The 14,058-nt window shown below is 62.9% G+C and carries 14 protein-coding genes; 2 read left to right on the top strand and 12 right to left on the bottom strand.

Features of this window, described 5'->3' with window-relative positions; translation table 11 throughout:
• Window positions 1-234: 234 nt before the first annotated feature.
• Window positions 235-825, top strand: coding sequence for a TetR/AcrR family transcriptional regulator (locus tag EJ077_RS22805; protein ID WP_208696458.1), 591 nt, complete (start codon window positions 235-237; stop codon window positions 823-825).
• Window positions 826-1,141: 316 nt separating this feature from the next.
• On the opposite strand, the gene EJ077_RS22800 is transcribed toward EJ077_RS22805, so the two are convergent.
• The 12 genes from EJ077_RS22800 to EJ077_RS22745 form a co-directional block, all read right to left on the bottom strand.
• The gene (locus EJ077_RS22800) at window positions 1,142-2,164 is read right to left on the bottom strand and encodes a LacI family DNA-binding transcriptional regulator (RefSeq protein ID WP_208696456.1); all 1,023 of its coding nucleotides are present in this window, start codon (window positions 2,162-2,164) and stop codon (window positions 1,142-1,144) included.
• Between the two features lie 27 nt (window positions 2,165-2,191).
• Window positions 2,192-2,983, bottom strand: a complete 792-nt coding sequence (locus EJ077_RS22795; protein ID WP_208696454.1) for an ATP-binding cassette domain-containing protein — start codon at window positions 2,981-2,983, stop codon at window positions 2,192-2,194.
• 3 nt (window positions 2,984-2,986) lie between these two features.
• A complete protein-coding gene (locus EJ077_RS22790; protein ID WP_208696452.1) occupies window positions 2,987-3,973 on the bottom strand; it encodes an ABC transporter permease in 987 nt (328 codons plus the stop codon).
• 114 nt (window positions 3,974-4,087) lie between these two features.
• Window positions 4,088-5,023, bottom strand: coding sequence for a substrate-binding domain-containing protein (locus EJ077_RS22785; protein ID WP_127873057.1), 936 nt, complete (start codon window positions 5,021-5,023; stop codon window positions 4,088-4,090).
• 291 nt (window positions 5,024-5,314) lie between these two features.
• Complete coding sequence (locus tag EJ077_RS22780; protein ID WP_208696450.1) at window positions 5,315-6,472, bottom strand: fumarylacetoacetate hydrolase family protein; 1,158 nt, start codon at window positions 6,470-6,472, stop codon at window positions 5,315-5,317.
• Window positions 6,473-6,568: 96 nt separating this feature from the next.
• A complete protein-coding gene (locus EJ077_RS22775) occupies window positions 6,569-7,438 on the bottom strand; it encodes an aldose 1-epimerase (protein ID WP_208696448.1) in 870 nt (289 codons plus the stop codon).
• Between the two features lie 10 nt (window positions 7,439-7,448).
• Window positions 7,449-8,204: an SDR family oxidoreductase gene (locus tag EJ077_RS22770; protein WP_208696446.1), complete on the bottom strand. Its 756-nt coding sequence runs from the start codon at window positions 8,202-8,204 to the stop codon at window positions 7,449-7,451.
• Between the two features lie 12 nt (window positions 8,205-8,216).
• Window positions 8,217-8,948, bottom strand: a complete 732-nt coding sequence (locus EJ077_RS22765; RefSeq protein ID WP_208696444.1) for an ATP-binding cassette domain-containing protein — start codon at window positions 8,946-8,948, stop codon at window positions 8,217-8,219.
• Between the two features lie 4 nt (window positions 8,949-8,952).
• Complete coding sequence (locus tag EJ077_RS22760) at window positions 8,953-9,930, bottom strand: ABC transporter permease (RefSeq protein WP_208696442.1); 978 nt, start codon at window positions 9,928-9,930, stop codon at window positions 8,953-8,955.
• A gap of 77 nt (window positions 9,931-10,007) precedes the next feature.
• Window positions 10,008-10,982 carry a sugar ABC transporter substrate-binding protein gene (locus EJ077_RS22755; protein WP_208696440.1) on the bottom strand — a complete coding sequence of 325 codons (975 nt, stop codon included), beginning with the start codon at window positions 10,980-10,982 and terminating at the stop codon, window positions 10,008-10,010.
• Window positions 10,983-11,005: 23 nt separating this feature from the next.
• A complete protein-coding gene (locus tag EJ077_RS22750; protein ID WP_208696438.1) occupies window positions 11,006-12,208 on the bottom strand; it encodes a mandelate racemase/muconate lactonizing enzyme family protein in 1,203 nt (400 codons plus the stop codon).
• A gap of 1 nt (window position 12,209) precedes the next feature.
• On the bottom strand, window positions 12,210-12,929 hold the full coding sequence (locus EJ077_RS22745; RefSeq protein ID WP_208696436.1) for a FadR/GntR family transcriptional regulator: 720 nt from the start codon (window positions 12,927-12,929) through the stop codon (window positions 12,210-12,212).
• Between the two features lie 104 nt (window positions 12,930-13,033).
• Here EJ077_RS22745 and EJ077_RS22740 point away from each other — a divergent pair, with 104 nt between their 5' ends.
• Complete coding sequence (locus EJ077_RS22740; RefSeq protein ID WP_208696433.1) at window positions 13,034-13,933, top strand: SMP-30/gluconolactonase/LRE family protein; 900 nt, start codon at window positions 13,034-13,036, stop codon at window positions 13,931-13,933.
• The last annotated feature ends 125 nt before the right edge of the window (window positions 13,934-14,058 follow it).

The raw sequence follows: 14,058 nt of genomic DNA, 5'->3' as shown, positions 1-14,058 counted from the left end.
TGTCTGTCGATTCGCAGCCCATGCTCACGAACCGTTTTTCATCTCTTCACCGGCCGAGGCCGCGTGATTGGCAGTCTTTTCGTCCATCTCGATCTGGTAGGACCAGGTCACGACCTTGTTATTGACGACGGGCGACATAGGTGTTACCAGTAAGTAACATTCTGCATAGTTACAGACCGGTAACACCCTAGTCAAGAGGTGGCCGTGGGTTTTAGGAAACGAAAGGAGATCATGATGACAGACGGCGTCGTGGAGCGCTCTCGTCCCCGGGATCGGATTCTGGAGACGGCGCGTGACATGTTCCACAAGCACGGCATCAAGGGCGTCGGCGTCGACGCCATCACCGAGGCTGCCGGCACGAACAAGATGACGCTCTATCGTCACTTCGAATCCAAGGACGAACTGATCGTCGAATGCCTGCGCGCCAACGCGTTGAAGGCGGGCGCGATGTGGGAAACGTTCGAGGCCGAGTATCCGGGCGACAAACTCGCACAGCTTCATGCCTGGGTTCGCAAGGCCGCTGCCATGCTCAACACCGATGGCCGCGGCTGCGACATGGCCAATGCCGCCGCCGAACTGACCGAACCTGATCATCCGGCAAGGCGCGTGATCAAGGAACTCAAGGAAGCCCAGCGCGAACGCCTGGTCGGGCTCTGCCGGGATGCCGGTATCGGCCAGGCCGAACTTCTCGCCGATACGCTGTCGCTGCTGTTTGAAGGCGCGCGCGTCAGCGTGCAGACCGTCGGCGCCGAGGGCCCCAGCACGCAGTTCGTGCGCATGGCGGAAGGGCTGATCGTTTCCTTTAGGGGCACTGCAGCAAACTGACACCTGCCGGACTGCCAACGATCCATGCGATTCCGTGACTGGGAAGGACCGGCCTTCACCCTTTTGGCGTGTCGGCGTCGCGGTTGCTGCCGATCAGAACGAAAAAAGCCCGCTGCCGGGAGGAGGTGGCAGCGGGCTCGATTTCGAATGTGGCGCGGGAGGAGGTGCACCCCATTCAGCGTCGGCATCGCATCTGGGAGGAGTAGATGGCCGACAAGCAGAAACTACGAGTTGCCCAATGATTCGGCAACAATGAATTGTGCATAGCTGCTGTGCAGATTCGCCGTGGCGCTGCGTGAATTCGGGAAAGTGGCCCTCACTGCACCGGCACGTTTTCCCGGAAAATCAGTCGCGGCTCGATGAATTTGCGCGTGAGATAGGGCGCCGATGATGCGATCGAGCCGAGCAGTTGGATCACCGACTGCTCCGCGATCAACCTGGCGTTCTGGTCGATGACGACGTCGGCGAGGTCGTCGACGAGATAGCCGCGGGTCTCCCTCGTCAGGTCGTGGCAGATGAACACCGGCTTGCGGTTGGGCCTGGCTTCCCGGATCGCCTTGGCAATGCCGGAGCGCCCGGCACCGACGCAATAGATGCCGAGCAGTTCCGGTTCGTTGCGCAACGCCTTCATGGTCTCCGCATAGCTGGCATCGGGCTCGTCATTGATCTCGACGGCGCTGCTGACGGTGAGATTGGGAAATTCCTCGCCGAGCACGGAGCGGAAGCCCATCTCGCGCTCCTCATGGCCGCGATAGGAGCGCGAGCCGACGACCATCGCCAGCCGCCCCTCTCGGCCGCCGAGGAAGCGCCCCATCAAAAGGGCTGCCGTCCGCCCCGCCACGCGGTTGTCGATCCCGACATAGGCCGAGCGCGGTGCGGCCGGAATATCGGACACCAGCGTCACCAGGCGGATGCCGGCCTCGACGATGTCGCGCAGGATGTTGCGTGTCCTGGGATGATCGACCGCGATGACACCGACGCCATTGGCCCGCAGCGACAACTTTTCGACCGATGTCTGCAGGGCATTGGGCGAGATGCCGGCGAGATTGTGGATCCGGCAGGACGCCACCAGCGGCAGGCGTGAGGCGTAGTCCTCGATATGCTTTGCCAGGTCCTGCATGAAGGCGTTGCTGCCGATCGGCAGGAAGAATTCGAGGTTTGCGGGCTTCGAGGGAAGCGTCACCTGGTCGGCGACCGGCAGATAGCCGAGTTGCTTGGCGGCCTCCATCACGCGTTGCCGGTTGGCGGCACTCGCTCCGGGCCGATTGTTGAGCACCCTGTCGACCGTGGCGGTCGATAGTCCGCAGTTCCTGGCGATGTCGGAGACGGTGGCCTTCATGCCGCGACCCTATGCGTCGATGCTCCCTCAGTGCCCCGGCTTGCCATCGGCGAGGGCGTCGCGGATGTCCTTGTCCGACATGCCGGTGATGATGCGTTCGACTTCCGTCACGGTTGTCGTCTTCGGATCGATGTCGTCGGCGACCACCTTGCCCCTGCGCATGACGACTATGCGGTCGACCACCTGGAAGACATGGTGGATGTTGTGCGCGATGAAGATGCAGGAGTGGCCGGAATCACGCGCGTTGCGCACGAAGCTCAGCACACCTTGTGTTTCGGCGACGCCGAGATTGTTGGTCGGCTCGTCGAGGATGATCAGGTCGCTGTCGAAATGCATGGCGCGCGCGATCGCGACCGCTTGGCGTTCGCCGCCGGAGAGCGAGCCGATCGGCGTCGTCGGCGGGATATTCTTGGAGATGCCGACCTGTTTGAGCAGATCGCGAGCGACCGTGTTCATCGCCTCTTGGTCCATGCGGTTGAGGAAGCGCGGCGGCTTGATCGGCTCACGTCCCAGGAACAGGTTGCGCGCGATCGACAATTGCGTGACCAGGGCGGAGTCCTGGTAAATGGTCTCGATGCCGTGGGCGATGGCATCGCTCGTGCTGCGCAAGGTGACCTTCTTGCCGCGGATGAAGATGTCGCCGCTGGTCAGCGGCACCGCGCCCGAGAGAACCTTGATCAGCGTCGATTTGCCGGCGCCATTGTCGCCCAGCAGGCCGACGATCTCACGCTCGTTGACATGGAAATTGGCGTCCACCAGCGCCTGCACCCGGCCATAGGATTTGCGGATGTTCTGCATGCGGATCAATGGCTCGGCCATGGTTCAAGTCCCCGCCTGGTGCCGGCGTTCCAGCCATGAATGCAACGCCATCATGCCAAGGATGATCGCGCCGATGAAGATGTTGTAGGCAAGCCCGGGCACGCCGATCAGCACGATGCCGTTGCGCATGACGCGCAGGATCAGGATGCCGAGCACGGTGCCGATGATGGTGCCGCGCCCGCCGGTCAGCGCCGTGCCGCCGATCACCACCATGGCGATCACCTCGAGTTCGTAGCCGGTACCGCTGTTTGGGTTGGCGGCGGATGTGCGCAGCGAGGAAATGACGCCGGCAAGCGAGGCCATGAGCGACGACAGCACGAACAGGCCGACCTTGACGCGGTTGACGTTGACGCCGCGGGCGCGCGCCGCGTTGGGATTGCCGCCGGCCGCCTGGATCCAGTTGCCGGTCCGGCTTTGCGTCAAGACGTAGCCGAGCGCGATCGCGGCGGCGATGAACCAGAACAGCGACATGTAGATGCGGAACGGTCCGATGAAGAAATCGCCGACCAGCGCCTCCGCCAGCCAGCTGCCCTCGGCACTCCAGGTGCGCTGCGGAAACCCGTCGGTAATGAAAAGCGCGCTGCCGCGCACCACGAGCAGCATGCCGAGCGTCACCAGGAAGGATGGGATCTTGAGCTGCGTGACGAACCAGCCATTGACCAGGCCGATCAAGGCGGCAACCACCAGCGCGACGACGAAGCCTATCTCCAGCGAGGTGACGCCGGCATTGAACAGCGTCCACATTAGTACCGGCGAGAAGCCGAACAGGGACCCCACGGAAAGGTCGAATTCGCCCGACGTCATCAACAGCGTCATCGCCAGCGCGATCAGGCCGAGTTCGACGGTGAAGGCCAGCGTGTTAGAGATGTTCTGCGGCGACAGGAAGTCGTGGTTGAAACCCCAGAAAACGGCGATCTCGGCGATGAGCAGAACGAAGGGTCCGAATTCCGGCCGCGCGATCAGGCGTTGGACGAGCGAATGATTTTCCACTGGGAACCCGCGACATGGTTGGAACGGGCCGCGACCTCCACCGCATCGGGTGGACATGCCGCGGCGCAGGAAGATAGCTGGCGCCGCGAGATGCGCGGCGCCAGGGATCGCGGGTTATTTGCCGGACAGGATCTTGTCATAGACCGCCGCGGTGTCCTTTTCGTACAGCGCGCCGGTGATGACGTTGAAGCCCGGAGGAATGCCTGACGCCGCCATGTTGGCGAGCGACAGCGCGACGTAGCTGGTCGCCTGCGGGTCCTGCCACTGGCCGGCATTGACGTAGCCGTTCAGCACTTCCTGGGTGGTGTCGAGCGAGTTGCCCCAGCCGACGACCGGGATTTCGCCCGGCTTGACGCCGACCTGGTCGAACACGCGCTTGATCGAGCCGGTGACGAGGTCGCCCAGACCGATGATGGCGTTGACCTTGCCCTTGTGGGCGGTGAGGTAGTCGACCATGCGGTTGATCACTTCGGCCTGGTCGAGCGTCGCCTCGGTCACTTCATAGGTGATGCCGAGCGGGCCGAAGACGCTCTTGATGCCTTCCTCTTCCTGCACGCCGTAGGTGGCGCCGGGGACCTCGACGGGCATCCAGACGAAGTCGCCTTTCTTCACCAGGCCCTTGTCGACCAGATACTGCGCCCAGTGCTTGCCGAAGGTGACGTTGTCGCCGCCGACATAGGCGTTGAAATTGGCCTTGGGATCGGGCGTGTTGAAGTTGATGATCGGGACGTTGGCCGCGCGCGCTTCCTTGACGATCTCGACCAGGCTGCCCGGATCGGGGCTGGTGGTGACGATGCCGTCGGCCTTGGCGGAGAGGGCGGCGCGGACCGCCTCCTGCTGGGAGGCGACGTCGCCATTGTGGAAAGAGGTGTTGACGGTGTTGCCGGTGTCCTTGGCCCATTGCTTGGCGCCGGCGAGGAAGTAGGTCCAGACCGGGTCGGCCGGCCCGCCATGTGAAATCCAGTAGAACGTCTTGGCCTGCGCGGCTGCCGGAATGACCGTCAGCGCGACCAGCAGGCCGTAGAGCACAAGTCTTAGTCTCGTCAGCATGTGATTTCCTCCCGGTTGAAGATGATCCGTCCCTTGTCCCGGCCTCGGCCGGATTGCGTCTTTTGCCAGCGCCGCTCGGATGCCTAAGAGCATCCCCTTTTTCGACGGATGGCAAGCCTCCATCTGCAGATGTAGTTGGCGCCTGACACGGCGCCATCAACGACCCCATCAGATCGCATCAGTTGGGATGATTTTTTCCAGGCAGTCGGATGATTGTCGCCGAGGCTAGCCCGGCGGACTGTCCCGATCATGTTGGGCGGTCACTTGGGGCGAAAGCCCCTGAAGAGCCGCTTAGAGCAGGCCGGCCTTGCTGAGGTCGCGCATCAAATGGCTGGCGCCATAGGTCCAGTGCGGGCAATCGGGCGACAGCCGCACGCGGTTGACCAGCGCGCCGAATTTTTCCGACGAGATGGTGACGATGTCGCCGACCTTGTGCGTGAAACCCTTGCCCTTTTCGCCGCGATCCTTCGATGGCACGAACATCGTGCCGAGATAGAGCGCCAGCCCGTCCGGATACTGGTGGTGCGGCCCCATGGCCGCGGCAACCAGCTCCTCCGGCGAGCGGCTGATCTCGGCCATCGAGCTCGCCCCCTCCAGCGAAAACCCGTCCTCGCCCTCGACCTTCAGGCGCACGACGGCTTGCTTCACATCGGCGATGGAGAACGTCTCGTCGAACAGCCGGATGAAGGGGCCAAGCGAGGCCGAGGCGTTGTTGTCCTTGGCCTTGCCGAGCAGCAGCGCCGAGCGCCCTTCGACGTCGCGCAGATTGACGTCGTTGCCGATCGTGGCGCCGACGATCCTGCCGCTCGAGGCGGCGATCATGGCGATCTCTGGCTCCGGATTGTTCCAGGTCGACACCGGGTGGAGGCCGACATCGGCGCCGAAGCCGACCGAGGCCATGGGCTGGCACTTGGTGAAGATCTCGGCATCGGGGCCGATGCCCACTTCCAGATATTGCGACCAGGCGCCGCGCGAGATCAGCTTGGCCTTGATTTCCATCGCCTCGGGCGAACCAGGCTTGAGCTTGGACAGGTCATGGCCGATCAGGCCGGCAATGTCGGCGCGGATGGCGTCGGCCTTTTCCGCCGAGCCGCGCGCCTGTTCCTCGATCACCCGTTCGAGCAGGCTGACCACGAAAGTGACGCCGGATGCCTTGATTGCCTGCAGGTCGACCGGGGACAGCAGAAAGGGTTTTGCCGGATCGCGCGTGGCTTCGAAACTGTTGGCCGCGATGTCGTTGACGAAACCGATGGGAGTGCCCTTGGCCGAGCGCACATGGCCGGCCGGATCGGCCAATTCGCAGACGTCACGGACGGTAGGCGCCGCGCTCGACGTGACGTCGAAGACGGTGCCGTCACGCACCGTGACCACCATGGGATGCGAGGCGGCCGACGATCGAGCGCGGCCGAGAAAGACACCGTCGCCAGGGAGGTTAATCGTGTTCGTCATCGTTCTCTCGTTGTTGGGCGGGACAATTCAGATTGTGAAATTCCGGCGGCCTCTCTTCAAGTCAAATCGTGCCGAACGCCACACGCTTCTCCGGCATCAAAGCTCATGCCAGCGCAGTCGCATCCGCGAGGTTATCGATTCCCTCGGCTCGAGTGTCCGCAGGCCGCCGATGTGATGGGCGTCCACCCTATGCGAGACAGGTTCGAAACAGAAGAAATCGGCGTCTCGCGCAGGCGAGTAGAGAACGAAGACGCTGAGCGACGGCGATGCCTCGATCGAGATGACCATGGCATCATCGGGTTGGACGATCGAGGCTCGTCCATCCCAGCCCTCAAACGCGTTGTTTACCCAGGTATCGGGAAGCGGCGCACGTTTCGAGAAATCCCAGTCTGGGTGGTCGGTGAGGGGCGCCATCCTGGTCGGCAGGTGGCGTTCATCCTCGAGCCAGACGCCGTTGGCCGAAGCCTGGAGCGATGTGCGCGCGTTCCGCCGAAACCATGGATGGAAGCCAAGCCCATAAGGCAGCCGGATCGCGGCCCGGTTCTCAACGGTCAAAGTAGCGCTCAACGCGCCATCCTCCAGTGCGTAGAGCACGCTCGCATGGTAGCGATAGGGTCCGATCGCCCCATCGCTCAGAACAAACTCCGCCTCGCTCCCGGTTCGCCGCGCCAGACGCCAAGGCTTTTGAAAAGCGTCGCCATGAAGCGGGAACGGCTCGCCTTCGACGTTGGGTTCGATCGCATGGAAACGTTTCTCGAACTCGAAGCCGCCGCCGGAAATCCGGTTAGACCATGGCGCCAGCAACTGGGAACCGAATTTCAGCAGTCCTTCCGACGGCTTTATCACAGGTGTGAACATGCCGTCGGAGCGAAGCGCGTCGTAGCGCAGGATCGCCGCGCCCTGGCGAGGGCTCACAACCACCTTGGCACGTTCGTCGGCCAGTTCGATCGCGTCGATGTCCATCATCGACTGAACGCTACCAGCCACCATCGACGTGGATGTCCTGACCGCTGATCATGTCCGACGCAGGCGAAACAAGAAACAGCACGAGATCGGCGACGTGATGCGGCTCTATGCGGCGCTTCAGGCTCTGGTTTGCCATGATCCAATCACTGTATTCCTTGAGCCGCTCTCCGAACACACGCTCCTCTGCTTCGGAAACGACGGCGCCCGGCGACACCGCATTGACGGTGATACCATGCGGCCCCAGTTCCCGTGCCAGCGATTTCGTAAGGCCTAGCATCGCGCCTTTCGATGCGACATAGGGTACGTAGCCATCCCACCGGCCATTGAGTGTGATCGAGCAGAAGTTCACGATCTTGCCATACGCCTTCGCCTTCATGCCCGGCGCGCAAGCGCGCACCAGCGCAAAGGCGGCCGAGGAATTGACCCTGATCTGATCCTCGTATTCGGACAGCGAGAATTGCTCGAACGGCCGGTTGATGATCAGAGCCGCGTTGTTGATCAGGATATCGATCCCGCCTTCCTTTGTCGCCAAGGCCGCGACAAGCTCTTCCGCTCCGGCAAGCTTGTTGAGATCGCAGCCAACGAAGGCAACGTCGCCTTCGGCCTCCCTGGCGAGCGTCGCGGCGGTCTCTGGCCCGTCTTCGATATCGGGTCGGTCGAGCACAAGCACGCGGGCACCGGCCCGCGCCAGCGTGATGGCCTGGGCCCGGCCGAGCGAGCCGAGGCCGCCGGTCAAAAGCACGACCCGATCGGCGAGAACCTTCATTGCCGCCGCTCCTTACAAAACGCCGTGGACTTCATCGATCGAGGTATCCTCGATCCTTTTGTCCAGCACGACTTCGCCGCGCGCCATCGCCACCACGCGGTCGCAGCATTCGAACACATGATGCATGTTGTGGCTGATGAAGACGCCGGTGACGCCCTGTTCCTTCAGGCTGCGAACGAAACCGATCACTTTCTTCGTCTCCTTGACCGAGAGATGGTTGGTCGGCTCGTCGAGGATCATCACCTTCGACTTGAAATGCATGGCACGCGCGATGGCGACGCCTTGCCGCTGTCCGCCGGAAAGTTCGCCGACAAGCGCGTCGGGCGAGCGCAGGTGCAAGTCGACATTGGCGATGGCGCGAATGCTTTCACTTGCCATCTTCTTCTGGTCGAGCAGGCCAACGCCAAGGACCGAGAACCGGGTCGGTTCGCGACCGATGAACAGGTTCCTGGCGATCGACATGGTCGGAACCATGGAATTGTACTGGTATATCGTCTCGATACCGAGATCCATCGCATCGCGCGGCTTGGTGATGCTGACTGGCCTGCCTTCGACCTGGATCTCGCCCTGATCCGCTGTGTGGACCCCGGAGAGGATGTTGATGAGGGTGGATTTGCCGGCGCCGTTGTCGCCGACCAGTCCAAGTGCCTCGCCGCGTGTGAAGTCGAGCGTCACGCCCTTCAGCGCATGGACGCCGGAATACCATTTGTGGAGGTTGCGGACCGAGATGATCGCGTCGGTCATTTGCTCAGCCCTCCATCTTGATGGCCTTGGCGCGCTTGCGCATCCAGGCGTTGGCCACGACGGCGAATATGGTCAGGAAGCCGATGGCGAATTTGAACCAGTTGGCATCGACATGGCTAAGCACGAGGCCATTGTCGATGACCCGGATCAGCGTGGTGCCGATGATGCCGCCCATGACGGTGCCGATGCCGCCGGCGAGCGAAGCGCCGCCGATGACGGCGGATGCCACCGCCTGAAGCTCCATCCCCTCGCCGATCGAGGGCAAGGGCGAGCCCAGCCTCAGCACCTGCAGCATGCCGGCAAAGCCGGCGAGCATCGAGCACAGCATGAAACAGGCGAGCTTGACCCTGGCAGTCGGGATACCCATCGAAGCGGCGGCGGGCAGGAAGCCGCCAGTGGCCTTGATCCAGTTGCCAAAATTGGTGCGCGACAGCATCAGCGAGGTCAGCACGGCAATACCGGCAAACCATACGAACGACATGCGGAACATGTTGCCCGGCCCGACAAAGGAGGTGAACAGCCATGTCGGCAGGTCGGCGGGAAGCAGCGGCGGGAAGCCGCCCGAGACGACGACGGTGAGCGAGCGCGCCATGAACAGCATGCCGAGCGTGGTGATGAAGCTCGGTATCGCGAAGCGTATTGTGACGTAGCCGTTGATGAAGCCGACCGCCGCGCAGACCATGAGCCCGGCCAGCAGCGCAAGCGGAAACGGCCAGCCATGCACCATCAGGACCGCCATGGTCATCGGCATCAAGGCGAAGACCGAGCCGACGGACAGGTCGAACTCGCCGCTGATCATCAGGATGGTGACGCCGATGGCGACGAGGCCGGCCTCGGGCAGGATGCCGAGAATGCCGCGCAGATTGTCCTGGTTGAGGAACACGCCGTGCGATCGGACCTGGAACAGGACGACGAGCAGCACCAGCAGGATGAGGCCTGCCAGTTCCGGTTTTTCGAGATAGGTCTTGATCAGGCGCTTCAACTCAGGCTCCGGCATTTTTGAGATTTCAGGCCGATCGGCGGCGCTGGGCGCCGCCGATCCAACGGTTCGAAGCTGGCTCAGCGCAGACCCTGAGCGGAGAGCGCCATGATCCCGTCGGCCTGCTTCGGCCGCACGATGCCTTGGCCGGTGTCGATGTCGGAGGGAGCAAGGCCGATCTTCTTGTTGAGATAGGCCTCCATTACCGGCATGAAGCCCTGCATGTAGGGCTGCTGGTCGACCAGCGCCTGAACATAGCCCTTCTGCATCTGCTGCAGCACCTCGGGCACCAGGTCGAAGCCGCCGAGCAGCACCTTGCCCGGCGCCACGCCGCGATCTGCCAGCGCGCGCGCGACGCCTGCGCACCAGAAGCCGGTATCGAAATAGGCCGTCGTATCGGGATGCGCGTTGAGATAGGCGCCGACACGGTCGGAGGTGATGGCGAGGTCGGTCCCGCTGTCGATGCGCTCCCATGACACCTGGCGGTCTGAATGGGCGGCCTTGTATTCCTCGAGGAATTGCATCACGCCGGCGCCCCGGCTTTCCGACCAGTTCTGGCCGGGAGCGGAAATGCCGACCAGCACCTTGATCGGGCCGTCCTTCGGAAAGCTCTCGGAAATGGCCTTGGCGAGCGAATAGCCGGCGGGCTTGAAGCCTTGGCCGACAAAGGCCTGCCGGGCATTGCCCTTGGCGCCTTCGGTGTCGTCGACATTGACGGCGATCACCAGCACGCCGGCGTCGCGGGCCTCCTTGATGACGTCGTCGAACGCATGGTCGTCAACGATGGAGGTCAAGAGCGCGTCGGGCTTGGCGGCAAGCGCGGCGCGCATGTTGGCGACCTGCTGCTCGACCGAGCCCTCGGTCTGGGTGAAGACCATGTTGCAGGTCGCCTCGACCTTGGCGCAAGCGTCGTCATAGCCTTTCTTGACCGCCTGCCAGAAGGTGTTGGATGCGGACGAATGATGCGTGAAGACGATGTTGAGCCCGTCGGCGCGGGCGGATTGCGCGCCGACAAGAGCGGCGCCAAGCAGAAGCATTGCAGTCAGTTTTTTCATCGTAATTCCTCCCTTTGGATTTTTCAGATGTCCGCCTTGTCGGTGGCGCGGCGATGGACGGTGTAGGCGCGGCCCAGATCCGGGTTGAGCGCCAGCCCCAGTCCCGGTCCCGGCGGTACGGTGATCATGCCGTTCTTCACTTCCGGCAGCGCGGTCACCAGGTCGCGGTACCAGGTGCGATAGAAGGCGCGCACGCTTTCCTGGACGAGCGCGTTAGGGGCATTGAGCGACAGGTGGGTCGAAGCGGCGAGCACGACCGGACCGGTGCAGTCATGCGGCGCCACCGGCAGCCGCCAGGCTTCGGCCATCGAGGCGATCTTGCGGGCCTCCGACAGGCCGCCGCACCAGGAAATGTCGAGCATGACGATGCCGGCCGCGCCAGTTTCCAGGAGGTCGCGGAAGGCCCAGCGGCTGCCAAGCGTCTCGGATGCCGAGATCGGCGCGGGACTGGCGGCCTCATAGCGCTTGAGGTCGCCGAGGCTGTCCATGCGGATGGGGTCCTCATGCCAGTAGGTGCCGAAAGGCGCCAGCGCACGAGCTATTTTCATGGCGGGCAGGAGCTGCCACATCGAATGGAACTCGACCATGATGTCGATCTTGTCGCCGACCGCCTTGCGTATCTTTTCAAAAGGTTCGAGTGCGGCTTTCAGATCAGCCGCCGAAATGTCGTTGCCGCGCGTCTTTTCGGCCGCGTGGTCGAACGGCCAGATCTTCATGGCGGTGATGCCGTCTTCGAGCAGTTCTTGCGCCAGTTCGTCGGCGCGAGTGAGGAAACCGTTGAGGTCGTCATAGTCCCGCCCGGCGCCGATCCCGTAATTGGCGGTTGTCTGGCCCTTCGCGTCCTTGATGTATTCGGTGCCGGCGCAGGTGTTGTAGGTACGGATTGACTGGCGGCTGAAGCCGCCGAGCAACTGCGCGACCGGCTGGCCGGTGGCCTTGCCGAAAATGTCCCACAGCGCGATGTCGAAGGCCGAGTTGCCGCGCACTTCGGCGCCGCTGGAGCGGAAGCCGAGATAGCCGACCAGGTCGGCGGCCAGGAGATCGATCTGCAGCGGATCGCGGCCGATGACGCGTGGCGCGACATATTCGTGCAGGTATTCCTCGACGGTGCGCGACAGGAAGAAGGTCTCGCCGAGTCCGGTGATGCCTTCGTCGGTATGGACCTCGACCCAGAGCAGGTTGGGCCGTTCCTCGATACGGATGGTTTCGACTGCAATGATCTTCATGTCAGGCAATTCCCGCGTCGAGGAGCGCCTTGACGCTCTTGTCGAAATGTTGCGCCATGTGCTCGGCGGCGAGCCGCGGATCACCCTTGAGGATGGCTTCGGCTATGTCCTCGTGCCCCTTGATCATCTTGAGCTGGTCCTCGTTCGACGAGCGGGTTCGCCAGCCGATCACCCAGGTGCTGCGCGTCACTCCGCTGAAGGCAGTGACGATCAGGGAGAAGACCGGGTTATGCGAAGCAGCCGCGATCGCCTCGTGGAAAGCGATGTCGTGTTCCATGACAATTTCGGGGTTCAGGAAATTCTCGCGCATTGACCGGGCGGATTGCGCAATCGCGGCGGCTTCCGCATCGGTGCGGCGCAGCGCGGCAAGCGCCACTGTGCGCATCTCGATCGTGCGCCTGACGTCATAAACCTGGTGGACGCTGATCTGCTGAGTGGTGATGCCGTGCTCGATGACCATCGACATCGCGCCGGTGTCCAGCTTGGCAACCGTGGCGCGGCGCCCGGCGCTCATGTCGATCAGGCGCATCGCCGAAAGCGAGCGGAAGGCCTCGCGCACGACGGTGCGGGAGACGTTGAGCTGGCGCGTCATGGCGGCTTCGCTGGGCAGCGGATCGCCCGGCGCGAGACCTTCCGAGCGGATATGCCGGGCAATCGCCTGGATCGCCGTGCTCACCAGGCCGGGGCTCGGCTCACCTGCTGTGTCCGTCGGATCCTGCATCTCTCTCCTCAAAACCTGTATGACAGGTTGTCATTAAATTGCTCATATTTCAGCCAGAAGGTATATGTCAAGTCGATTTGTGGGTGACTTGACTGGAGGACGTCATGAAAGAAATGGAAGCTGGCCTGGTCTTCAATGCGCGCGACGTGGTCGGCGAAAGCCTCGTCTGGGACGATCGCCACGGCAGGCTGGTTTGGGTCGACATCATTGGTCGCCGGATTCATAGGCTCGATCCGTTGACCGGAGACCATGAAAGTTGGTCGACGCCGGATCTGGTCACCTCCATCGGCCTATGCCGGGACGGCGGTGCGATCGTCGGCCTGCGCAAGGAGGTCGCCTTGTGGAATTTTGGTGGAGCGTTCCGAACGATCGCGGCTATCGAGCCGGATCGGCCAGGGACGCGACTGAACGAAGGCGCGGTGGCGCCGGATGGTTCATTCTGGGTCGGCACAATGGCCAACAATATTGGACCCGACGACGCGCCGGTCGCGATTGCGCGGGATGAAGGCCGGCTCTATCGCATCGGTCCGGACGGCGAGGTGACGAGCCTGAGCGAGGACCGGTTCGGCATCACCAACACCATGGTGTGGGCAACGGACGGCCGCTTCATTACCGCCGATACGACGAAGAACGCACTTTACAGCTATGCGTGGGACAAGAGTGCGTCGCGGCTTGGCAAACCACGGCCCTTCTTCACCGATTTCGAGCGCGGCTTGCCGGACGGTTCCTGTCTGGACGCCGAGGGCTATGTCTGGAACTGCCGGGTGGTGGGAGGAGGCTGCCTTGCCCGCATTGCGCCCGACGGCAGGCTGGACCGTATCGCGGAGCTGCCTTGCAGCTGGCCAACGAGCTGCACTTTCGGTGGCGAGAATTTTGACACGCTGTTTGTAACTTCAGCCCGATTTACCATGAGCACGGAGCATCTTCAGGCGAACCCGCAAGAAGGCGGGCTGTTCGCGGTCCGTCCGGGTGTTCAGGGTGCTGCAGCCAACAGGTTTGGATAAGTTGAACACGAGGTCGGGCAGCGCATTCGTGTCCGATGCCGGCACTGCAACATCACTCGGCACTATCTGCCCGGCGACCTAGCAAAGCTTGTCGCTGACATTGCCTCGCCCGCAACTGTGCGGCG

Source organism: Mesorhizobium sp. M8A.F.Ca.ET.057.01.1.1 (assembly GCF_003952565.1).
Taxonomy (GTDB): Bacteria; Pseudomonadota; Alphaproteobacteria; order Rhizobiales; family Rhizobiaceae; genus Mesorhizobium.
The sequence above is the reverse complement of the archived record's forward strand: the minus strand, read 5'-3'. Positions and strand labels throughout refer to the sequence as shown.